Source organism: Paraburkholderia fungorum (assembly GCF_046027605.1).
GTDB lineage: Bacteria > Pseudomonadota > Gammaproteobacteria > Burkholderiales > Burkholderiaceae > Paraburkholderia > Paraburkholderia fungorum_F.
In genome coordinates this window covers 18,393-38,778 of the sequence record NZ_JAQQEF010000032.1, presented here as the reverse complement: position 1 = coordinate 38,778, position 20,386 = coordinate 18,393, and the positions used below count along the sequence as shown (strand labels likewise).

Genomic DNA, 20,386 nt, shown 5'->3' with positions numbered 1-20,386 from the left:
ACGAAGCAGGCCGCGGCAAGGGAATGGGGGGGCGCGCGTCCGGGCGCTATCCAGCGAACTACGGCTGCATTCCCTACCGCGGCGCTAGATCAATTCGGATCGATCGGTGACAAGATCCGTGACGAGCTCTGTCACAGCCGCGGCCGGCTCGGCAATAACAGCGGGCGCTGCCGCGACCACCGCGGCCACCGCTCTGCGCTGCCGCATGCTGACGGCCGCCCGCGAGAGCATGAGCAGGTGGTAATAGAGCCGCATGCTGAAGCCATAGTCGTAGGCGAACAGATGGGTGAGCGCGATCTTCAAGCCGAGCAGCGGCTCATGATTCTTCGCGTAGACCGAAACGACGATCGGCACGAGCCGGTGCAATGCCAGCTTGCGTGACGGTTCCAGTTGCAGCGGCAGTTTCAGTGCTTGCACAAAGGCGTAGGCGCTAACGGTCGCCGCGACGGTCGTGCCCCGCGTGCTGTGCGAGATCGAGGTCGCGGTCTTGCGATAGACCGAGACGTATTCGTGGAGATAGAACACTTCGCGCGCGGCGAGACAGAGTTCCGTGCCGAACACGAAATCGCAGCACATGCCGTACTGTTCCTTGTAACCGATTCGTTTCACGAGCTCGGCATTCGCCATCCAGCCGTTGTTCGGGAACATCTGGATCAAGCCGGTTCTGCCCGGCAACGGTTGCAAACCTTCCGCGTCTCTCGTGCGTCGGAACGCGGTGTTCAGGCGAGTGCTGGCGTCGAAGTCGACGGCGCCGGTGTGGTCGGCCTCGTACTGATCGGCGAATGCCACTTCGAGCTGCGGATGAAGCTTCCATAGCGACACCAGTTTTTCGATGCCGTCGGTCGTGAGAAAGTCGTCATCGTGAATCAGCAGGATCTTGTCACCGCTTGCCCGCTCGAACAGGCTCGCGACATTACACGCCTGGCCGAGCGACGGCCGGTTCATTGCATAGCAGATACGTGGCTCGTTCGGATAGCGCTCTGCGATCAACTGCTGCGTGCGCTGATCTCTTGAATCGTCTCCGATAACGATCTCCAGGTTGCTGTACGTCTGCGCGAGGCACGAATCGATGCATTCCACGATCAGTTCAGGCCGATTGCAGGTCGGCAGACAAATGGAAACCTTGGGAGAAGAACGGGATTCGGAGGAGGGGATAGGCGAGGTAAACACGGCGTCTCCTTTCTTATCAGTTAAGGATGCAGCCGGTTCGCTTTGCGCACACATTGCTGCATGCAGCAAAATAGTCCATTACAAGAAAAAAATAATTCGTAAAAATTCGGAAAAAATGTCAACGTCGTGAAAGGGGTTCGAAGGGGAAAATTTGTGCGGCTTTGCGGCGAAAAACGCGGCAAAGCCGCTCGGGGCGGGCACCTGATATTTTTCAACTGACTGACGGTTCGCCCTCTCCCGGTTTCTTACCGGGACGGTCTGCCGGCGACTGATTGCGCCCTTCGTCCTTCCGTTCCGGCAGTTTGCTTTTCTCGTTGTCGCTGTGGGTGGCGGGCTGCGGATGTTCGATGTCGGCCGGCTTGCCAGTTTGGTTGTCTTTTGTTTCGGTCATGGCGTGCTCCTGGTTTGAGAACATCCATTACGGAGCAAGGCGCGGACCTGAGGGCTAATTCTCATGGCGTTGGGGTCGGCAGGTGCCGAAGGTGTGTCAGTTGCACTCGCGCGGTGTCGGGCACGATGGCCGTTCCTGGGCTTTCCTTGAAATGGCTCTTTGGCTTTGTTTGAGCTGGGTTTTTTGGCCTTTCCTTGAATTGATATTGGTCTATTAGTGTTGCCCCTGTGCGGGGGAGCACTTACTTTCTTTGCCGCGGCAAAGAAAGATAAGCAAAGAAAGCCGCTCAACCCGCTAATTCTTAAGTGGGTCCCCCGCGCAGTCGCGGTAGTGGTACATCTGGAATCCGTGTCCTCGCACATTCAACGTGAGTGACAAGGGTGTCATCAGCTCCCACTCCGCACCGCGTGCGTCGCGGATGGGTCTGCTTGGGAAACCAAGGACTTCGTTTGGGAACGGTTCGGCCGTTGACTTACCTCAGTGAGACCCTAACGTGTGCAAATGACAAAACCCCACATGCATTTGAGTGCAGGAACAATCGCCATATACAACATCTTTGCAGTTGCAGTTGCAGTTGCAGTTGCAGTTGCAGTTGCAGTTGCAGTTGCAGTTGCAGTTGCAGTTGCAGTTGCAGTTGCAGTTGCAGTTGCAGTTGCAGTTGCAGTTGCAGTTGCAGTGACATTGGCTTTGGGAATAATAGTAACCATTGAAGATACAGTTGCAGAGGGAATGGGACGGCGAGCCACAGCAGTATGTGGAATTTGAGTGTGGAAACGTAGTGATCGGTTTTATGAGGTAGATTTCGGCGCGCGCAGCGTCGCTGGAGGTATGACGGCTTTGTCACTAACGCGGAGTGTGCGAGAACGCGGATTCCAGATGCACCACTACCCCCTCCAAGCCAGGGGCCCTGCTTATGAGCTTGCGGGTTGAGCCGCTTTCTTTGCTTATCTTTCTTTGCGGCGGCAAAGAAAGTAAGTGCCGCCCCGCACAGGGGCGACACTAATAGACCAATAAGAATTCAAGGAAAGGCCAAAAAGCCAGATCAACAAAAAAGGCCAACGCCGTAGGCAGACAGCGACCATGCGCCGCACAGGCAAACGAAAACAAAGAAAAGCCCAACGCCGCAGGCAAAACCCACCCCGCACGGGGGCAAAATAAAAAAACCCCTTGACCGCGCCCCACATTCAGCGCACCGTGAAGAAGAAAAAGAACCCCGGGAGCCCAACATGTCCCTCAACTTCCCGAACCCTAGCCGCAGCTACGACGCCTTCCGTCATTGCGTCAATTTCTGGGGCTATGACAACGCACGCGAAATCGCCTTCACTGTCAACAATTCGGTCATTTCGAATCTGAGCCCAAGCGCGGGCTCTGACGAACCGGCAGTGCTGGCAGCCTTCGACCGTCATCGTGAGCAAATCCTCACACTTGCTCGTGGCCTGTATGTCGGCGGTCCGCAAAACCGCTACACGATTTCTTGATATAGACAGCGCGGCGCGGCACGTCCAACCGGACCTGCCGTGCGCCGCCTTGTTCCACAGCCGAAGCAGCGCGGCGCCCACCGGCGCTTGCCTTGCTTCGTCGCGGGAGTTTCAGCATGGATGATGACCAGGTCAATCTGGAAGAAATCGCCGATAGCAAACGACGCCGTGAAGCAGCACGCCTCGCCGAAATCGACAATTCGACCGCACACGCGGTGCCCACCGCACCCACCTCAATCGCACCACAGCCCGTTCAGCCGGGCGATGAAGCCGCACCGAAGCAATGGGTCAAGCACGTCACGAAGTGGCTGGGCGCAAAGAGCACCCTGATGCAAACGCGCCGCGTCTTGGCGCTGAGAAAGAAGCCCGCCGCACTTTAGACACTCGGAACGAAAATAACCGGCGTAAAGCCGGTTTTTCTATTTTGGCCGCGTCCATTGCAATGGCGGGTACCGGCAAACCGGGCGCTTTACCCGATTCCGCGCCCGCGGACCGCGGCTCATAATCACCTCTGCAACGAAACGGGTGCTTGCGCCGTTTCTCATGATCAATGCATCGCCGCGCCGCGAGCGCGTCCGCAACCCAGCAAGGAGCCACCAATGGACAAGGGTGACCCAAAAGAGAATCATCTGTTGGCGGTGTTGCCCTCGGTGGAATGGGCACGCATTGAACCATATCTGGTCGAAGTCGAATTGCCGCTCGGCGAGGTCATTTACGAATCGGGCGGCCAACTCGAGCACGTCTATTTCCCCACGACCTCGATCATTTCGCTGCTCTATGTGATGGAAGACGGTGCTTCGGCGGAAATCGCCATCGTGGGGCATGAGGGGATCGTCGGCGTGTCGCTATTCATGGGCGGAGAGACCACGCCGAGCCGCGCGATCGTGCAAAGCGCGGGCCGCGCCTGGCGCCTCAATGCACGCATGCTGAAAGACGAGTTCAATCGCGCGGGACCGATGCAACGGCTTCTGCTGCGCTACACGCAGGCGCTCATCACGCAAATGGCGCAGACCGCTGTATGCAATCGCCATCATTCGATCGACCAGCAGTTGTGCCGCTGGCTGCTGCTCAGCATCGACCGGCTGCCGTCGAATGAACTACGCATGACTCAGGAACTCATCGCCAATATGCTCGGCGTGCGCCGCTCCGGCGTCACCGCGGCAGCGCTGAAACTGCAAAACGCCGGCTTGATCCGCTATGCCCACGGCCATATCACCGTGCTTGACCGGCCCGGTCTGGAAACCCACGTGTGCGAATGCTACGCGGTGGTCAAACGCGAGTTCGACCGGCTGCTACCGGCGTTGCAAGCTATCTAACAAGCACGCTACCGTGCCATTGCCACAGCGCCAGCATGCGAGTGCCACACAGCTTCAGTGCCACACAGCGTCGGTGTCACACAGCGTCGGTGCCATCCAGCACGAGTGCCCCCCAGCGTGAGTGCCGCGCCGTCAACATATCGTTGCAGGGCTCCCAGCCTCCGGCGACGCCTTGCGTTCGATCGTTTCGAATGCGTCCATTAACCTGCCGATACGCTGCAAGGTGCCGGGCGGCAAGCGTGCTTCATCGGGCGACAAGGAGAGAATCCGGCGCCGCCAGTAGGGCAGGCCCAACGGCGGTGCAGTCATGAGAAACGGAATAATCTGTTCGAGATGAGCGAGCTCGCTCTCAAATGGGTAGTTCGACATAGGTTTCCCGTAGGTGCCGTGATCGCCTCCACGCAGCATGCGCGCGACGCGAGCCCCTGTCTGCACGCTACCGTACAGGATGCGAAGTCGCGCCCTACGCCGATCAACGCATGACTGCCGCCCGATTGTTACGAGGGCATTGCGAGTGTCGAGGCGCGACTCAAACGACCGTTTCGCGTGCCGAGCCTCCAGTCAGCGAAACGATAAAGTCGAAGAATGCCCGCACTTTAGCCGGCGGATGATGTCGGGAAGGATAGAGCGCATACAGCGGATAAACCTCGTCGCCCCAGTCGGGAAACAGTTCGATCAGTTTGCCGTTGGCAAGCAACGGCTCGGCGCCGAGCGCGAGAATCTGCGCGATGCCCTGGCCTGCGGCGCACACGCTATGCAAGGTGCCGACGTCGTTCACGGTCAGGCGGCCTTGCGGCGTGATCACTATCTTCTTGCGTCCGCGATGAAACTCCCAGCTGAACGGATAACCTGTCAGCGGATCACGGAACTTGATGCACACGTGCTTGCCGCTTTCGAGTTCGGCCGGGCTCGCCGGATGTCCATGTTTCTTCAGATACGACGGCGCGGCGACGGTCATGATCCGTGTGTCGAGCAGCTTGCGTGCGATCAGCGTCGAAACCGGCGGGTCGCCGAAGCGGATCGCCAGATCGAATCCGTCGGAGACCAGATCGCCTAACTGGTCGCGCGTGATCAATTCAAGTTGCAGATCGGTATGTTTATCGATGAAGCCGCCAAGCCTCGGCCCTAGCACGAGACGCGAAAAGAACGGGTCCATGTTCACGCGCAAACGTCCGCGAACCGCAGTCGCACCCTGAGCCGCCGAAGCGGCCGCTTCCTCTAGCCCACCGAGCAGCGGCACGATCTGTTCATAAAAACGCCGGCCTTCGTCGGTCAGTGTGACGGAGCGGGTGGTGCGGTCGAATAGCCGGATGCCCAGGCGTGCTTCGAGCCGCGCAACCGAGCGGCTGACCCCGGATTGCGACATGTCGAGCGCCTCGCCGGCCGCGGCAAAACTGCCGCAGTCGACGATCGCTGTCAGCACGCCCATGCCGTTCAGCATGCGCTCGTCAAATGGCATCTGATCTTCCCTTGTTCTGCATTAATGCGTGACATGCTAACGCGAAACAGCGTTTGAATTCACGTGCCGATGTCGGGAAACGCCTACCTGTCCGAACGAATCAATGACATCGAATCATGAGTGGAATGACAGCCACGCTATCGCGTCAAGCGCCCGTCTGGCGCTAATCTGTGCGGGTTCGCCTGAGGCACGATGAAACGCGGTTCTCACCATGCGTCAGGCATATTTGACTCATCCACGGAGAACGCCATCATGTCGCGAGTTTTTATTACCGGTTCCGCCGATGGCCTCGGTCAAATGGCCGCGCGTCTGCTCGTCGACGCCGGTCATCAAGTCGTTTTGCACGCGCGCAATGCGGCGCGCGCCGAGGACGCATTGAAGGCCGTGCCGGCAGCCGAAACTGCTTTAACAGGCGATTTGTCGAGCCTTGCAGCCATGGTCGCATTGGCGGAGCAGGTCAACGCACTCGGCTGCTTCGACGCGGTGATCCATAACGCGGCGGTGGGTTACCAGGAGCCGCGCCGGATCGCCACCGTGGATGGCCTGCCGCATGTATTCGCGGTCAACACGCTGGCTCCTTACGTATTGACCGCGCTGATCCGCCAGCCGAAGCGGCTCGTCTATCTGAGCTCGGGCCTGCATCGCAGCGGCGACGCGAGCCTCGACGATCTGGCATGGGAGCGGCGGCCGTGGCAGGGCACGGCGGCCTATTCCGACTCGAAACTGCATGACGCGCTGCTGGCGTTTGCGATGGCGCGCCGCTGGCCGGAGGTATTGTCGAACGCACTGGAGCCCGGCTGGGTGGCGACGAGAATGGGCGGGGCAGGCGCGCCGGACGATCTGCAAGCGGCGCCGAAAACCCAGGTGTGGCTCGCTGTCAGCGATGAACCGGCGGCCACCGTGAGCGGCGCCTACTTCTATCATTTGAAACCGCGCGAGACGCATCCGGCGGTACACGACGTCGCTGTGCAAGAGCGTTTGATCGCGGCGTGCGAGGGATTTTCCGGCATCCGTTTGCCGGACTGAGGGCCTCGACGGCAGAAAGTGCGCAGAGTCTGTCCAGGTCACACCTGTCTGATTCAGCGCACGCAAAGCCAGAAGCGCGTATCGGCATCCACCGCGCCGCTGGCGATCAGCGCCCCGCGCCTTGGGCCGTCTGTCCACGCACGCCGTGAGCGACAGGCGCTTCGTCGAGATGGCGAAAGATCCACGCCGACACCAGCGTAATGACGCCCACGCACACGAAGCTCAGGCGGAATCCGAGTGCCGCCGATCCCCATTGCGCCGAGAACAGATTCACCAGGCCGCCGCCGATCGAAACGCCCAGCCCGATCGCCAGCATCTGCACCATCGAAAAGAGGCTGTTGCCGCTCCCGGCGTCTTCATGCGTGAGGCCTTTAAGCGTGACGCTGTTCATCGCCGCGAATTGCATGGAGTTGGCCGCGCCGAACACGGCCAGAATCACGATCCCGACGATAATCGGCGTGCCCCGCGTAATCAATGCGAACGCAACGATCGAGGAGCCGACGATCACCGTATTGACGAGCAGGAACGTGTCATAGCCATAGCGGCGAATGAGCGGCGCGATCCAGCGTTTGGCGAATGTACCGGCGATCGCCGCGGGCAGCATCATCAAGCCGGAGTGCAGCGGTGAGTAACCTAGTTGCAGTTGCAGCAGCAATGGCACGAGAAACGGCACGGCGCTCGAGCCGATGCGGCACACCAGATTGCCGATCAGGCCAACGCTGAAATTCGGTTCGCTGAAGAGCGAGAGTTTGAAGAGCGGGATACTGCGGTGTCTTGCGTGCGGAATATAAGCGAGCGCGCTGACCACGGCGAGCGCGAACAGACCCGCCGACCATACTGCACGATGCGTTTCCACGGGCGCGTCGACCGCCAGCGAGAATGCGATCATGCACAGCGACAGCAGCCCGCACCCGACGAAGTCGAACGGCGGCGCCTTCGTTTGGCCATGCTCCGGCAAGAAACGCTGTACCGCGTAAAGGCCCACCGCGCCGATCGGCACGTTGATGAGAAAGATCCAGTGCCACGTAACGGCTTGCACGAACCAGCCGCCGAGCGTCGGCCCGGCGATCGGCCCCAACTGGCCGGCAATCGACGTGAACGCGAGCGCCGACACGTATTGCTCGCCCGACACGCTGCGCAGTACGGCAAGCCGCCCGATCGGCAGCAGCATCGAACCGCCGAAGCCTTGCAGGACCCGCGCCATCACCAGTTGGCCGAGCGTATGCGCGCTCGCGCAGCAGATCGAGCCGAGCACGAACACGAGAATCGCCGCGAAATAGACGCGCCGGGTGCCGAAGCGGTCGGCGAGCCAGCCCGAAGCGGGGGTGAGCATCGCCATTGTCAGCGTGTAGGCGACCACGATCGGCTGCATCGCGAGCGGCGCGACGTGCAGGCTGTGCGCAATCGACGGCAACGCAGTGTTGACGATCGTCGTGTCGAGCGATTGCATGAAAAAGCCGGCGGCGACGATCCAGAGCAGCGCGGTCTGGGCGGAATCCTTGTTCATATCCAATTGTGCGGCGGGGCGGCCGGACGGAAGGTCGGCGGGCCGTGCCCAAGGTCATTATTGCGGGATTCCGTCATCATATTGACATGCTCGTCAATCGGGAACCCCACTAGGGTTATTGACTGTTATCGACTTTGCCGATAACCAGGGCGACAATGACACATGCTCAATCCCGTCTGGCTCAAGACCTTCGCGACAGTCGCCGCCTGCCATAGTTTCACCGAGGCGGGGCGGCGACTCGATCTGACGCAGTCGAGCGTCAGCGAACATATCCGGCGCCTCGAACAGAGCGTCGGGCGGCGCCTGTTGGTGCGCGATACCCATTCGCTCGCGATGACCCCGGACGGCGAGGCCATGCTGGCGCACGCCAGCGTGATCCTGCAAGCGCTCGCGCGAGCCGAGTCGCAGTTTCGCGCCCCGCGCCTGAAAGGGCGGGTGCGGCTCGGTTCATCGGACGACGTCGCGCTGGGCCCGCTACCCACGGTGCTGGCAGCGTTTCGTGACGCGCATCCCGACGTCGAGCTGGAAATCACCATCGGCATGACCGGCAAGCTGTATGAGTTGCTGGAGGCGGGTTCGATCGATCTTCTCGTGGGCAAACGGCGCCTGGGCGACCGCCGCGGCGTACCGTTGTTCACGGGCCGCCTGGAGTGGCTGGCGCGCAGCGGCACGCTCGTCGATCTGAGCCAGCCGCTGCCGTTGATTCTGGTCGCCGAGCCGAGCGTGACGCGCGCAGTGGTGCTCGATGCGCTCGCCGAAGCCGGTTTCAGCTGGCAGGTGGTGTGCACGAGCAGCAGTCACTCGGGTTGTATCGCGGCCGCGCGCGGCGGGCTCGGCATTACGGTTCGCCCGCAATATCTGGCCGCGCGGGGACTGACGCCCCCTCTCAATGCCTCCAGTCTGCCGACGCTGCCCTCGGTGGAATTCATCGCGCTGGCGGCCAAACGGCTGAGCCGTCCGGCAGGCACGTTGCTGCAATTGCTGCACGACAGCGATCTGCGCGGTTCGTGGATTGGTGAGTGACACCGTGCGGAATGTGCGGCGCGTGCCACGGGTGACGTGACCCGCGGCGGGGTTACTCTCAAGCGGGCAAGGCCGCCGCCAACGCATCGAACTCAGCGCTCCACGCCGCGCGCCATGCGTGACGCGTTGCTTCGTCGGTCCATGCGCCGTCGATGCCGTTCAGCATGAAGCCCCGCAACTCGGCGATGCTGAAACCGAAGTGGCTGTACATCAATTGCCATGCTTCGCTCGGGGTCACTTTGTGCAGCGCCGGGTCGTCGGTATTGGGGTGAATTTTCAGGCCAAGGCCCGGCATGCGCCGCAGCGGATGCTGTTCGGCCCAGAGCGCCGGCGCGAGCGTGCGCAAGTAATAGGAGTTGGTCGGCACCACCGTGAACACGATGCCGCGCTCCGCGTATTGCGCCGCCAATTGCGGATTGTCGACGATCGTATAGCCATGATCGATCCGGTCGCATTGCAGCAGGTCGACCGCCGTCTCGACATTGCGCCACGGCGTGCCGAATTCGCCCGCGTGCGCGGTGGTTTTGAAACCGGCCTTGCGCGCCTGGCGGTACGCCTTCCAGAACAGCTCAGGCGGCCGGTCGTTTTCGCGGTAGTCGATGCCGAGGCCCGCCACTTCGTCCGCGCGATGCGCGCACATCCAGTCGACCAGCGCGACCGCCTCGTCGGGATCGGCTTCGCGGTCGATGCTCGGAATCAGCCGTGCGCTGATGCCGAAGTCCCGCGCGGCGTCACGAATCGCGGTGACGATGGCCGCTTGCGCATCCGCATAGGGAATCTTCGAGACGCGCACGGTGCCGGTAGGATTCCAGAAGAATTCGCTATGCCGCACCTGGTGCGCCGCGGCGTCGGCGAGATATTCGTAGGCGATGCGATGCAGGTCGTCGGCATGCGTGAGCAGATACTCGTCGAGCGCGCGCAGCACACGCAGCACGCCGACCGGCTTTTCGCCGCGCGTATAGAACGCGTCGATCTCCTGGCGCTCGATGGGCGCGTGGCTTTTTTCAGCAAGCGCGACGAAGGTCTCGTGACGCACTGCCCCCAGCAGGTGGCAATGCAACTCGACCTTCGGCAAGGCGGTAAAGAACGCGCGATGGGCATCGGTGAGCGTGATGCCGAGGCGCGATGCGGGCACATTGCCCAATGTCTCTTTCATGTCGGTATGGTTGTCGGTAGTGCGTAAAGCGTGGTGCGAATTCAGTTTGGTACGAGTACAGGATGAAGCATGCAGCCCGGCCGGCTTACCTGGGTAAGATGCCCGGGATAGAGAACTCAGTGCGGTTTGACCACGGTATAGAAGTAATAGCCGAGCGGCACGGCCAGCACATAGAGGCCCCACGGCACTTCACGGAAACGTCCGGCGAGCAGCTTGACGAGCACGTAGCACAGCAGGCCGCCCGCGATGCCGGTGCCGAAACTGTTCGACATGAGCGTGAGCAGAACCATTGAAAGAACCGGCAACGAATCGCTGAAGTCGTCGAAATGCGTATGGCGAATCGTGCTGAACATCGACAGCCCGATCAGGATCAGCGCCGGCGCGGTGGCTTCTTTCGGAATGGCGAGAGCAACCGGCACGAACAACAGCATCAACGCGAACATCGCGGCCGCGGCGAGCGAGGAGAGACCCGTACGACCACCGGCTTCGACGCCCGCGGCGGATTCCACCAGCGCAGTGAGCGCCGGAATGCCGAGTACCGGCCCAAGCGTTGCCGCGATCGAGTCGACCAGGAACGGCCGGTTGATGTTCGGCAGATTGGCGTTTTCGTCGAGCAGATCCGCTTTGGCGCCCACCGCGAGCGTGGTGCCGAGCGTCGAGAAAAACTCCGCCGCGAAAAACACGAACAGATACGGAATCGCGGCCACGCTCAGTGCGCTCGCAATGTCGAGCTTGAACGCAATCGGTGCGATGCCATGCGGCCAGGACAGAAACGACGCGGGCAGATGCGTGACCCCGAGCGGCACGCCGGCGCCGGCCGCAATCAGGATCGCCCACAAGATTGCGCCTGGCACGCGGCGGCCCTGCAGCACGACTGCCGCGCCGAGGCCGATCAATGCGACCAGCGTGCCGGGTCGCGAGAAATCGCCGAGCGCGAGTGCATTGGTCTTCGCGTTGGCGACCACCATGCCCGCATTGCGGAAGCCGAGCACCGCGATGAACAGGCCGATCGACGCCCCTAGCCCGAGTTTGATCTGGGCCGGAATCAGGCGCATCACGAGACTGCGCGCGCCCACCAGCGTCAGGATCAGGAACAGTACGCCGGACACGAACGCAATGCCGAGACCCGTTTGCCATGCGACGTGTTCGCTTGCGAGCGTAATGCCGAGAATCACCGAGCCGCCAATGCCGGGCCCCACCAGAAACGGCAGATTCGCATAGAGCGCCATCAAGACCGTGCTCAGCACGAACACGAGAATCGTGGCGGTTGTCGCCGCACCGCGATCCATGCCGCCGGCGGACAGCAGCGATGGAATCACAACCAGCAGATAGGCGGCCGCGAGAAACGACGTGATGCCGGCGATCGTTTCGATACGCACGCTGGTCTTGCGCTCGGCGAGCGCGAAACGCCGTTCGAGCCAGTCGCGCCGCGCCACGAGCGGCGGGGTGCGGGTCTTCGGCATTGAAGATTCGTTATTGATCAATTGATTCATCCTGTAACCCTGCCATTTATACTGCTGCGCATTGCGTCGATGCATTGCACTCCATGACCGACCGTTCGTCCCTGCTGCCCGCGCTCACGCTGCGGCAAATCCAGTACTTCGTCACGCTTGCGCATGCCCGCAGCTTCACCCAGGCCGCGAAGTCGCTCGCTTTGACGCAGCCTGCGCTCACCGCCGCGATCCGGCAGATCGAATTCCTGCTGGGCGGCCCGCTGTTCGCGCGCTCCGCGCATCGGCTGACGCTCACGCATGCGGGCGCCAGCGTGCTGCCGCTCGCCGAGCGCCTGCTCAATCAGGCGCGCGGCACCTTCGACGATATGGCGAGCACCTTCGCCGAACGCGTGCAGACGGTGCGCATCGGACTGATTCCTTCGGCTGCGGCGCGCCTGTTGCCCGCGCTCGCGTCGTTGCGGGCCAAACAGCCGTCGCTGCGCTTCACGTTGAACGATATGCCGAACACCGCGTTGCTCGACGCCGTGCGCCAGGGCGCGGCGGACTTCGGCGTGGGGGTGCACGAGCCCGATGCGGCCGCGGCGGACAGCGACGGCGAAGCCGGCTTGCGCTACCAGGATCTGTTCGAGGATCAGATCGTGGTGGTGGTGCGGCGCGACGACCCGCTCGCGCAGAAAAAGAGCCTTGCGTGGGCGCGGCTGGTGGGCCGCGATCTGGCGGTGTTCGTGCGCGGCAGCGTCAGCGATGCGTTGCAGCGCACCGGCGGCGCCGAAGGTTTGCACCTCACGGTGGCCTACCGCGTCGAGTACACCGAGCCTTTGTACGAACTCGTGCGCCACCGGCTGGCGATCGCGGTGCTGCCCAGCCTCTACACCATGCATCTGCATGACGCGGAACTGGTTGCGTTGCGTCTCGACAAGCCGCGCGTCACGCGCTCGATCGCGCTGATCTCGCTCGCCGGCGACGACCGTGGTCCGCACGTGCGTGCTTGCCGCGAATGGATCGCCGCGCATATCTGACGCACTGCGGGCGCCCCGCACGAGCGTTGTCGAGGCTGTCATGGGTTCATTCACCGGTTCATCCCGAGGCCGGCCGATTCACGGCAGGGTGGCAAGCCGTGCGCGCAAGGCGGCATAGAAACCGTCCGCGTCCACTTCGGTAATCCAGGTCGCGTTCGGCTTGCGGCCGCTGTGTCCGCTCCAATCCACCACGGTTTCACCGAGCGTCCATTCGCCGACGGTTTCGATCATCACGTTGACCTCGCGTCCTTTGAAGAGTGACGGCTCGATCAGGTAGCCCGTCGCGCAGGGGTCGTACATCGGCGCCTCTTCGATACCCCGGCGGCCCTTCTGATACGCGACTTCCGCGGCCATGATGTCGGCTGCCATGGTGCCGCAGCGATTGCCCAGCGCGCGAATCGGCGCGATCCGGGCCGGCGTGATGGGCGCTTTGACAGCGACGTCGCGCGGCAGCACGACGATCGGCACACCGCTCGCAAACACGACTTGCGCGGCCTGCGGATCGACGTAGATATTGAATTCGGCTGCGGGCGTGATATTGCCGCGTTCGAAGAAGGCGCCGCCCATCAGCACGATCTCCCGGATGCCGTTACGAATCTCCGGCGCTTCCGTGAAGGCGGTGGCGAGGTTGGTCAACGGTCCGAGCGCGCACAGTGTCACGCTATGCGGCGGCGCCGCGCGCAAGGTGTCGATCAGGAAGGCCACCGCATGTTGAGGCGCGAGCGGCGCGAGAGGTTCGTGCAACGGCACACCCTCGAGGCCGGTCTTGCCGTGCACGTTGGCCGCCGTGATCAGCTCGCGGGTGAGCGGCCGCGGACAGCCCGCATACACCGGCAGCGATTGGGAACGTTCGGCCCAGTCACGCACGATACGGGCATTGCGTTCGGTGAGATCGAGCGGGACGTTGCCCGCGACCGTGGTGATCGCGCGCACGTCGAGCCGCTCGCTCGCGCCGAGCGCGAACAGGATCGCAATCGCGTCGTCCTGGCCCGGATCGCAATCGATGATCACGCTGCGCCGCGCGCCGCTCTGGGAAGCGATGGAGTTCGAAGCGGACGTGCCAGTGGGCGCCGGAGCAACGCCGGAGGCTGCGCCGGCTAGCATCGGCCAGGCCGATGCACCGGCAGCCAGTCCCATTGCCGTGCGCAAAAATGCGCGCCGGTCCTGCTTTGAATCGAGGGCGTTCATCATGGTCAGAACACGTGGCGCATGCCGACCGTCGTGATCATCTGACGGATGCCGGTGGATTGCGCATACGCAAAAATCTGTGCGTGCTGCGCGTCGCCAGCGGCTTGCTGGGCGATCACCGTCAGCGCGACGTCGGTACGCTTCGAAAGGAAATAGTCGGCTTGCAGATTGACCTGATGCCATTTGGGGCTGGTGTTGATCACATCGTATTTGCCGTCAGTGAACGCATACGCTGCGCCCAGAATGAAGGCGGGGGTCACGTGGTAGTTCAGGTTCAAGTTGTAGTTCTGCAAACGCAGGTGCGAGCCGTCGAGATAATCGTAGCGGACATCGGTGAAAAGCGCTGCAAATTGCGCGGGACCAACGGTATAGAAACCGCCGGTGCCGAAGATGCGCTGCTTGCTCGCGTACGCGGCCGGATGCAGCGCGCTCTTCGCGAAGATCAGCAGCGAAGAGGCGTAGTCGTTCGAGATCGCGCCGTCGGGATTGGTCGCGCTGAACGGGTTGTTGTACTGCGCGTAGACCACGCTCCACTTCAGCGGGCCGTTCTCGTAGCCGGCGCCGAAGCTGTACGCATTGTTGTTGGCGAAGCCGGTGGCATTGCTAAAACCGTATTCGGCCGTCGCCTTCAGGCCGCGATAGTCGGGCGTCACGTATTTCACCGCGTTTTGCACGCGGATGTCGTTATAGCCGTTGTCGTTGTCGCCGATGTTCACGCCGTTACTCGCGATGATCACCGGGCCGACATAGTCGTGCACGGTGTCATACTGGCGCCCGAAGGTCAGCGTACCGAAGGTCTTGTTCGACAGCCCGACGAACGCTTGCCGGCCGAATTCGCGGCCGTTTTGCGACGCCGTGCCGGACATCACGTTAAAACCGTTTTCCAGCTGGAAGATGGCCGTGGTACCGCCGCCCAGATCTTCTATGCCTTTCAATCCCCAACGCGGATTCTGATTGGTACCCGAGAGGGCCTGCCACGCATTCTTGCCGCCCTGGTTCGTCGCATAGCCGACGCCCGCGGAAATCAGGCCGTACAGCGTGACGCTGCTTTGCGCATAGGCGGCGCTGGAGAGCGCGCCGGCAATCGCGAGAGGGGCGAACTTGAGTAGTTTCATCGTGGTCCAGTAGCGGGAAAGGAGGGGCCGAGCGGAGGGCGCGTTATTTGAACTGGGCTCGACTATACGAAGCCGACGGCTATAAAAATAATGTTGTTTTTTTATAGTTCCATAAATTGAATCTATTTAAACGCGTCGGTCGGAAGGGCGCTTGCTCCACGCCAAGCGTCCTTACCATGTGTAATGGCATCGTTGCCGGGCTCCCGGCGATTCTGTATGGTGGCTCATCGACCTATCGAAGACGAGACCCCGAATGACGCCCCACGCAGACCCGCTTGCGCAACCGATTCGCACCGATGTCCTGATCGTCGGCGCCGGCCCCGTGGGCCTCTTTGCCGCCTTCGAAGCCGGCGTGATCGGCCTGTCGTGCCAGATTGTCGATGCACTCGGCAAGGTCGGCGGACAGTGCACGGAGCTCTATCCGGACAAGCCGATCTACGACATTCCCGCGATCCCGTCGTGTACCGCGCGCGAGTTAGTCGAGCGTTTGATGGCGCAATGCAAGCCGTTCGATGTGCCGATCCATCTCGAACAACGGGTCGAGTCGGTCGAGCGGCGCGACGATGGACGCTGGACCGTGCATACCGACCGTGGCCTCGTATTCGATGTGGCGGCGCTTCTGCTTGCCGCCGGCAACGGCGCCTTCGTGCCGCAAAAACTGGCGCTTGCCGAAGCCGTGCCGCTGGAATCGCGGCACGTGCACTACAGCGTGCAACGTCTTGCCGATTTCGCCGACAAGACGGTGGTGGTGGCCGGCGGCGGCGATTCCGCGCTCGACTGGGCGCTGGCGCTGCGTAAGGTCGCGCGGCGCGTGACGCTGGTGCATCGTCGCAACGGCTTCAGTGCCGCGGATTCGAGCGTCGAGCTGATGCGGCGGGCGGTCGCGGCGGGCGAGATGGACTTTGTCGTCGGCGCGATTTCGGGGCTCAAGCTCGAGGGTGATGCGCTGAAGTCGATCGCGCTGCGGCATATCGAAGGCGAAACGCACCTCGACACGGAGCAGCTCGTCGTGCTGTACGGATTGGTCGCCGATCTGGGACCGATCGCGCGGTGGAATCTGTCGATTCACGGCGGTCGTGTGGACGTGGACACGTCCTACTATGAAAGTTCGCAGCCCGGCATTTTCGCGGTCGGCGACATTGCCAACTATCCCAACAAGCAGAAGCTGATTCTGTCCGGCTTTCATGAAGCGTCGCTGGCGCTGCGTAAAGCGTACGCATACGCCTATCCGGAGAAAAAGCGGGTGCACGTCCATTCCAGTTATGACGCGAAGCTGGCGGAAAAGGTCGGAGCGGCGGGGTGAGAGGCTGAGGCGCGTATCCGACGTGCCCGTTGCGAATTGATCGAGCCCGGCGGTGATCGAGAGGTCAGCGCCGGGCTCTTTTTACATGCGCTTATTTGCCTGCGGGTTGGCTGGCGGCTGCGGCCGCGCTCGCTGCCTTGTCTTTCTTTTTTGCCTCGTGGTGGCCGATTGCGCAGCCCGCAGCCGCGCCGGCCACGGCATGATCGCCGGCGACGTGACCGGTGACACCGCCTACCGCGGCGCCTTTAGTGCAGCCTTCGGCTTGCGCAACGGTGTGGGTCAGGGCGAATGCCGCAGCGAGGGCTAAGGTGGTTAATGCTCGTTTCAAGTCAGGCTCCTTGATTTTAGATAGAGGTGCGTTGACGAGAGAGCAATTGGGAGGCCCGATCAGGTCCGCGCCCCGCCTGATACGCATAAGTACCCAGAGGGTGGGCCCTCCCGCCAACTATCTCCTGACAGGTCCGTTTTTTGCTGCGCCCCCCAATTAGCAAGTCCCGGCGTGAGGTCGAAGCACCCACGACGGCGCAAACAAAAACGACGGGAGCAATGGCAGCATGCAACGAGCGGCGCGTACGCGAGCAACCGGCATTCACGCTGCGTGGGCGTGCATCGCCGTCGCGTTCGTAAGCGGATTCGATGTCCCGGAAGCTTACGCATCGCCGACGGCACCGCTCAATTACTTCCTTCATGCAGCAGGGCCGGCGGCCACGCCGACCATGCGTCTTGGCTGGACACTCACGGCCATTTGCGTCGCGGTGACGATCATCGTCGCCGGTTTGCTGATTGCGGCAATCGCGCGCAAACGCCCGGCTGCACGAAGCGATTCCCTCAACGCCGAAGCCGGCGGGATGCGCTGGATTTACATCGGCACCGGCGTGTCGTCGGCCGTGTTACTGGCGATGCTGGTCTATTTCCTGATCGTGCTTGCGTCGGTCGCTTCACCGGCCGCGCAGCCGCAACTGACCATCACCGTGACTGCCTATGACTGGTGGTGGAAAGTCGACTACGCCGACGACCCCAACCCGGCGCGCAACTTCAGCACAGCCAACGAGATCCACATTCCCGTCGGCGAGCCGGTCAAAGTTCAGCTTGAAAGCGCGGACGTCGTCCACGCGTTCTGGGTGCCGCGCCTCGCGGGGAAAACCCAGACGATCCCCGGACAAACCAACGAGCAGTGGATACAGGCGGACCAGCCCGGCGTCTATCGCGGGCAATGTTCGCAGTTCTGCGGCGCGCAGCACGCCCATATGGCCTTCGAAGTGGTCGCCCAGAAGCCCGCCGATTTCAACGCCTGGCGCGACGCGCAAGGGCAGGTGGCGGTGCCGGTCAACAACGCTGTCGTCGCTACGGGCCAGCATCTTTTTGCTGAGCGCTGTGCCGGCTGTCACACGATTCGCGGCACCGACGCCGGCGGCCTGCAAGCGCCCGATCTCACGCATCTGGGCTCGCGCCGCACGATCGCCGCGGGCGCGCTGACCAATACGCCGGACCATCTGCTCGACTGGATCCGGCACGCGCAGCAGATCAAACCTGAAGCGCTGATGCCGGATATCACGCTGAGCGTCGGCGATGCCGCCGCGCTGTCGGCTTATCTGGCGACGCTGCATTGACACCCGACTGCGAAATCACGGAGCGCCTTTCAATGTCCGATCACGCCGCGTCCGACTCAGCGCCAGAGGCGCCGCAAAGTGCAGGGCCAAGTGCTCCACCCGGCGTACCACCCGGCGCACCACCAAACGCACCACCAAACGCACCACCAAACGCACCACCAAAGGCACCACAAGGCGCTTCGCAAACGCCTTCACCCACGGCGGCGCCGCTCACGCGCACGCCGCAGCGTGGCCGCGTGGCGCCAGGCTCGGTCGAAGAGAAACGCCTGCGCGAGATCTGGGAGGCGCCGCCGGGCTGGCGCGGCTGGCTCTCGACGGTCGACCACAAAACCATCGGTCTGCGCTATCTGGTCACCGCCTTCGTCTTCCTGCTGATGGGTGGCGTCGAAGCGCTCATCATGCGCATCCAGCTCGCGCGTCCCAACGCCACGGTGCTCACGCCCGAACAGTACAACCAGCTCTTCACGATGCACGGCGTGACGATGATCTTTCTGTACGCGTTGCCCGTGCTATCGGGCTTCTCCAATTATCTGTGGCCGCTCATCCTCGGTTCGCGCGACATGGCGTTTCCGCGCCTGAATGCGCTTTCCTATTGGGTGTTTCTGTTTGCCGGCATCTTCCTGTATGCGAGTTTTCCGACCGGGCAGGCGCCGGACGCGGGCTGGTTCAATTACGCGCCGCTCTCCGGACTCGAATACAGCACCGGACCCAATATCGATATCTACGCACTAGGCATGGTGCTGCTGGGCATCTCGACGACGGTCGGTTCGATGAACTTCGTCGTGACATTGCTGCGCATGCGGGCGCCCGGCATGTCGCTCGAGCGCGTGCCGGTGCTGGTGTGGGGCACGCTCACGGCGTCGTGCGGCAATCTGCTGGCGGTGCCGTCGGTGAGCCTCGCATTCTTCCTGCTGTGGCTCGACCGGCGCATCGGTACGCATTTCTTCGACGTGCTGAACGGTGGGCGTCCGCTGCTCTGGCAGCATCTGTTCTGGATTTTCGCGCATCCGTGGGTCTACGCGGTCGTGCTGCCGGCCATGGGCATCGTCTCGGACGCATTGCCCGTGTTCTGCCGGCGGCCGCTGGTCGGTTATGGACCGGTCGCGCTCTCGACTGTCGGAACGATGGTGATCGGCTTTGTCGTGTGGATTCACCATATGTTCGCGACCGGAATTCCGGCACTCGCCTTGTCGTTTTTCGGCGCGGCGAGCATGGTTATCGCGATTCCGAGCGCGGTGGCTACGTTCGCGTGGATCGCGACGATCTGGACGGGCCGGCCGGTGTTTCGCGTGCCGTTCCTGTTCTTCGCGGGTTTCGTGTTGCTGTTCGTGGTGGGCGGCGTGTCCGGCGTGATGACCGCCGCGGTGCCACTCGACTGGCAGCTCACCGACACCTACTTCGTGGTCGCGCATCTGCATTACGTGCTGCTCGGCATCAACGTGTTTCCGGTGATCGGCGGCATCTACTTCTGGTTTCCGAAGTTCACCGGCAAGATGATGAGCGAGCGACTCGGCAAGATCGGCTTCTGGGTCCTGTTCGCAGGCTTCAACGTTGCGTTTTTTCCGATGCATATCGCGGGGCTGCTCGGCATGCCGCGCCGCATCTATACGTATCCCGCCGACATGGGCTGGAATACGGTGAATCTGGTCACGTCGCTGGGTTCGTTTCTGTTCGCCGCAGGCGTGCTGATCTTTCTGATCGATCTGCTGGTCAGCCTGAAAAACGGCAAGCCCGCGGGTAACAACCCGTGGGACGCCCCCACGCTCGAATGGGCGGTCAGCTCGCCGCCGCCACCGTATAACTTCGCCGTGGTGCCGTGGTTGGCGAGCCGTCATCCGTTGTGGGAAGGACGCATCGACGAACCGGGCGCGGCCGGCCACGCGCGTTCGCAACTCGACGAAGGCTATCTGCTCGCGCAAGGCCGGGAGGCGCTTGGTACGACCGTGCTCGAAGCCAACCCCGATGTGATCCTGAAGATGCCGGGCGATTCCTATGCGCCGTTCTGGCTCGCCGTGTTTGCTACGCTGGTATTCGCGGGACTCGCGATGAGCGCCTGGATTTTCGCGGGCGCGATGCTGGCCGGTTGTGCGGTGTCGATCATCGTCTGGTTGTGGCCTGAACGCGCGTTGATCCAGCGCGAGCCTGCCACCGTGCACGATGCGGGAGGGTGA

Annotated in this window: 20 protein-coding genes; 10 read left to right on the top strand and 10 right to left on the bottom strand. The window is 62.4% G+C overall.

Annotated elements, in window-relative coordinates; all coding sequences use genetic code 11:
- Positions 1-84: 84 nt before the first annotated feature.
- Both PQR53_RS33715 and PQR53_RS33710 read right to left on the bottom strand, forming a co-directional pair.
- Complete coding sequence (locus tag PQR53_RS33715; RefSeq protein WP_408464066.1) at positions 85-1,080, bottom strand: glycosyltransferase family 2 protein; 996 nt, start codon at positions 1,078-1,080, stop codon at positions 85-87.
- A 301-nt stretch (positions 1,081-1,381) separates the two neighbouring features.
- Positions 1,382-1,561, bottom strand: coding sequence for a hypothetical protein (locus PQR53_RS33710; protein WP_408464063.1), 180 nt, complete (start codon positions 1,559-1,561; stop codon positions 1,382-1,384).
- Positions 1,562-2,062: 501 nt separating this feature from the next.
- On the opposite strand from PQR53_RS33710, the gene PQR53_RS33705 reads away from it, so the two are divergent.
- From PQR53_RS33705 to PQR53_RS33690, 4 genes are all read left to right on the top strand, one after another.
- Positions 2,063-2,326 (top strand): hypothetical protein, encoded by a 264-nt coding sequence (locus PQR53_RS33705; protein WP_408464060.1) that lies wholly within the window; start codon positions 2,063-2,065, stop codon positions 2,324-2,326.
- Positions 2,327-2,787: 461 nt separating this feature from the next.
- On the top strand, positions 2,788-3,039 hold the full coding sequence (locus PQR53_RS33700; RefSeq protein WP_093644935.1) for a DUF1488 family protein: 252 nt from the start codon (positions 2,788-2,790) through the stop codon (positions 3,037-3,039).
- A 116-nt stretch (positions 3,040-3,155) separates the two neighbouring features.
- Positions 3,156-3,419 carry a hypothetical protein gene (locus PQR53_RS33695; protein WP_408464057.1) on the top strand — a complete coding sequence of 88 codons (264 nt, stop codon included), beginning with the start codon at positions 3,156-3,158 and terminating at the stop codon, positions 3,417-3,419.
- 219 nt (positions 3,420-3,638) lie between these two features.
- Positions 3,639-4,355 (top strand): Crp/Fnr family transcriptional regulator, encoded by a 717-nt coding sequence (locus PQR53_RS33690; RefSeq protein WP_408464054.1) that lies wholly within the window; start codon positions 3,639-3,641, stop codon positions 4,353-4,355.
- A gap of 132 nt (positions 4,356-4,487) precedes the next feature.
- On the opposite strand, the gene PQR53_RS33685 is transcribed toward PQR53_RS33690, so the two are convergent.
- Together PQR53_RS33685 and PQR53_RS33680 are read right to left on the bottom strand one after the other, a co-directional pair.
- Positions 4,488-4,724: a hypothetical protein gene (locus PQR53_RS33685; protein WP_408464051.1), complete on the bottom strand. Its 237-nt coding sequence runs from the start codon at positions 4,722-4,724 to the stop codon at positions 4,488-4,490.
- 160 nt (positions 4,725-4,884) lie between these two features.
- The gene (locus PQR53_RS33680; RefSeq protein ID WP_408464048.1) at positions 4,885-5,814 is read right to left on the bottom strand and encodes a LysR family transcriptional regulator; all 930 of its coding nucleotides are present in this window, start codon (positions 5,812-5,814) and stop codon (positions 4,885-4,887) included.
- A gap of 252 nt (positions 5,815-6,066) precedes the next feature.
- Between PQR53_RS33680 and PQR53_RS33675 the strand changes: the two genes are divergently transcribed.
- Entirely contained in the window at positions 6,067-6,840 is a 774-nt protein-coding gene (locus tag PQR53_RS33675; protein WP_408464045.1) for an SDR family NAD(P)-dependent oxidoreductase, read from the top strand.
- Positions 6,841-6,946: 106 nt separating this feature from the next.
- Here PQR53_RS33675 and PQR53_RS33670 read toward each other — a convergent pair whose 3' ends face one another.
- Positions 6,947-8,347, bottom strand: coding sequence for a DHA2 family efflux MFS transporter permease subunit (locus PQR53_RS33670; protein WP_408464042.1), 1,401 nt, complete (start codon positions 8,345-8,347; stop codon positions 6,947-6,949).
- A gap of 162 nt (positions 8,348-8,509) precedes the next feature.
- Between PQR53_RS33670 and PQR53_RS33665 the strand changes: the two genes are divergently transcribed.
- Complete coding sequence (locus PQR53_RS33665; RefSeq protein ID WP_408464039.1) at positions 8,510-9,370, top strand: LysR family transcriptional regulator; 861 nt, start codon at positions 8,510-8,512, stop codon at positions 9,368-9,370.
- A gap of 58 nt (positions 9,371-9,428) precedes the next feature.
- Here PQR53_RS33665 and add read toward each other — a convergent pair whose 3' ends face one another.
- Positions 9,429-10,526, bottom strand: coding sequence for an adenosine deaminase (gene add, locus PQR53_RS33660; protein WP_408464036.1), 1,098 nt, complete (start codon positions 10,524-10,526; stop codon positions 9,429-9,431).
- 116 nt (positions 10,527-10,642) lie between these two features.
- Positions 10,643-11,989, bottom strand: a complete 1,347-nt coding sequence (locus PQR53_RS33655) for an NCS2 family permease (RefSeq protein ID WP_408464033.1) — start codon at positions 11,987-11,989, stop codon at positions 10,643-10,645.
- 83 nt (positions 11,990-12,072) lie between these two features.
- Between PQR53_RS33655 and PQR53_RS33650 the strand changes: the two genes are divergently transcribed.
- A complete protein-coding gene (locus PQR53_RS33650; protein WP_408464030.1) occupies positions 12,073-12,999 on the top strand; it encodes a LysR family transcriptional regulator in 927 nt (308 codons plus the stop codon).
- 78 nt (positions 13,000-13,077) lie between these two features.
- Here PQR53_RS33650 and PQR53_RS33645 read toward each other — a convergent pair whose 3' ends face one another.
- Positions 13,078-14,136, bottom strand: coding sequence for a nucleoside hydrolase (locus tag PQR53_RS33645; RefSeq protein WP_408464190.1), 1,059 nt, complete (start codon positions 14,134-14,136; stop codon positions 13,078-13,080).
- A gap of 56 nt (positions 14,137-14,192) precedes the next feature.
- Positions 14,193-15,302 (bottom strand): porin, encoded by a 1,110-nt coding sequence (locus PQR53_RS33640; protein WP_408464027.1) that lies wholly within the window; start codon positions 15,300-15,302, stop codon positions 14,193-14,195.
- Between the two features lie 253 nt (positions 15,303-15,555).
- Between PQR53_RS33640 and PQR53_RS33635 the strand changes: the two genes are divergently transcribed.
- Positions 15,556-16,605 (top strand): NAD(P)/FAD-dependent oxidoreductase, encoded by a 1,050-nt coding sequence (locus PQR53_RS33635; RefSeq protein WP_408464024.1) that lies wholly within the window; start codon positions 15,556-15,558, stop codon positions 16,603-16,605.
- 91 nt (positions 16,606-16,696) lie between these two features.
- Here PQR53_RS33635 and PQR53_RS33630 read toward each other — a convergent pair whose 3' ends face one another.
- A complete protein-coding gene (locus PQR53_RS33630) occupies positions 16,697-16,933 on the bottom strand; it encodes a hypothetical protein (protein ID WP_408464021.1) in 237 nt (78 codons plus the stop codon).
- Positions 16,934-17,159: 226 nt separating this feature from the next.
- Between PQR53_RS33630 and coxB the strand changes: the two genes are divergently transcribed.
- Both coxB and ctaD read left to right on the top strand, forming a co-directional pair.
- Entirely contained in the window at positions 17,160-18,215 is a 1,056-nt protein-coding gene (coxB, locus tag PQR53_RS33625) for a cytochrome c oxidase subunit II (protein ID WP_408464018.1), read from the top strand.
- A gap of 236 nt (positions 18,216-18,451) precedes the next feature.
- Complete coding sequence (ctaD, locus tag PQR53_RS33620) at positions 18,452-20,386, top strand: cytochrome c oxidase subunit I (RefSeq protein WP_408464015.1); 1,935 nt, start codon at positions 18,452-18,454, stop codon at positions 20,384-20,386.

Excerpts from the sequence above, each read along its gene's own strand:
- PQR53_RS33690 (WP_408464054.1), top strand. The coding sequence starts at position 3,639 with ATGGACAAGGGTGACCCAAAAGAGAATCATCTGTTGGCGGTGTTGCCC.
- PQR53_RS33705 (WP_408464060.1), top strand. The coding sequence starts at position 2,063 with ATGACAAAACCCCACATGCATTTGAGTGCAGGAACAATCGCCATATAC.
- PQR53_RS33640 (WP_408464027.1), bottom strand. The coding sequence starts at position 15,302 with ATGAAACTACTCAAGTTCGCCCCTCTCGCGATTGCCGGCGCGCTCTCC.
- PQR53_RS33675 (WP_408464045.1), top strand. The coding sequence starts at position 6,067 with ATGTCGCGAGTTTTTATTACCGGTTCCGCCGATGGCCTCGGTCAAATG.
- PQR53_RS33635 (WP_408464024.1), top strand. The coding sequence starts at position 15,556 with ATGACGCCCCACGCAGACCCGCTTGCGCAACCGATTCGCACCGATGTC.
- add (WP_408464036.1), bottom strand. The coding sequence starts at position 10,526 with ATGAAAGAGACATTGGGCAATGTGCCCGCATCGCGCCTCGGCATCACG.
- PQR53_RS33645 (WP_408464190.1), bottom strand. The coding sequence starts at position 14,136 with ATGGGACTGGCTGCCGGTGCATCGGCCTGGCCGATGCTAGCCGGCGCA.
- PQR53_RS33650 (WP_408464030.1), top strand. The coding sequence starts at position 12,073 with ATGACCGACCGTTCGTCCCTGCTGCCCGCGCTCACGCTGCGGCAAATC.
- PQR53_RS33670 (WP_408464042.1), bottom strand. The coding sequence starts at position 8,347 with ATGAACAAGGATTCCGCCCAGACCGCGCTGCTCTGGATCGTCGCCGCC.
- PQR53_RS33665 (WP_408464039.1), top strand. The coding sequence starts at position 8,510 with ATGCTCAATCCCGTCTGGCTCAAGACCTTCGCGACAGTCGCCGCCTGC.
- PQR53_RS33710 (WP_408464063.1), bottom strand. The coding sequence starts at position 1,561 with ATGACCGAAACAAAAGACAACCAAACTGGCAAGCCGGCCGACATCGAA.
- PQR53_RS33695 (WP_408464057.1), top strand. The coding sequence starts at position 3,156 with ATGGATGATGACCAGGTCAATCTGGAAGAAATCGCCGATAGCAAACGA.
- PQR53_RS33700 (WP_093644935.1), top strand. The coding sequence starts at position 2,788 with ATGTCCCTCAACTTCCCGAACCCTAGCCGCAGCTACGACGCCTTCCGT.
- PQR53_RS33685 (WP_408464051.1), bottom strand. The coding sequence starts at position 4,724 with ATGTCGAACTACCCATTTGAGAGCGAGCTCGCTCATCTCGAACAGATT.
- PQR53_RS33655 (WP_408464033.1), bottom strand. The coding sequence starts at position 11,989 with ATGCCGAAGACCCGCACCCCGCCGCTCGTGGCGCGGCGCGACTGGCTC.
- coxB (WP_408464018.1), top strand. The coding sequence starts at position 17,160 with ATGCAACGAGCGGCGCGTACGCGAGCAACCGGCATTCACGCTGCGTGG.
- PQR53_RS33680 (WP_408464048.1), bottom strand. The coding sequence starts at position 5,814 with ATGCCATTTGACGAGCGCATGCTGAACGGCATGGGCGTGCTGACAGCG.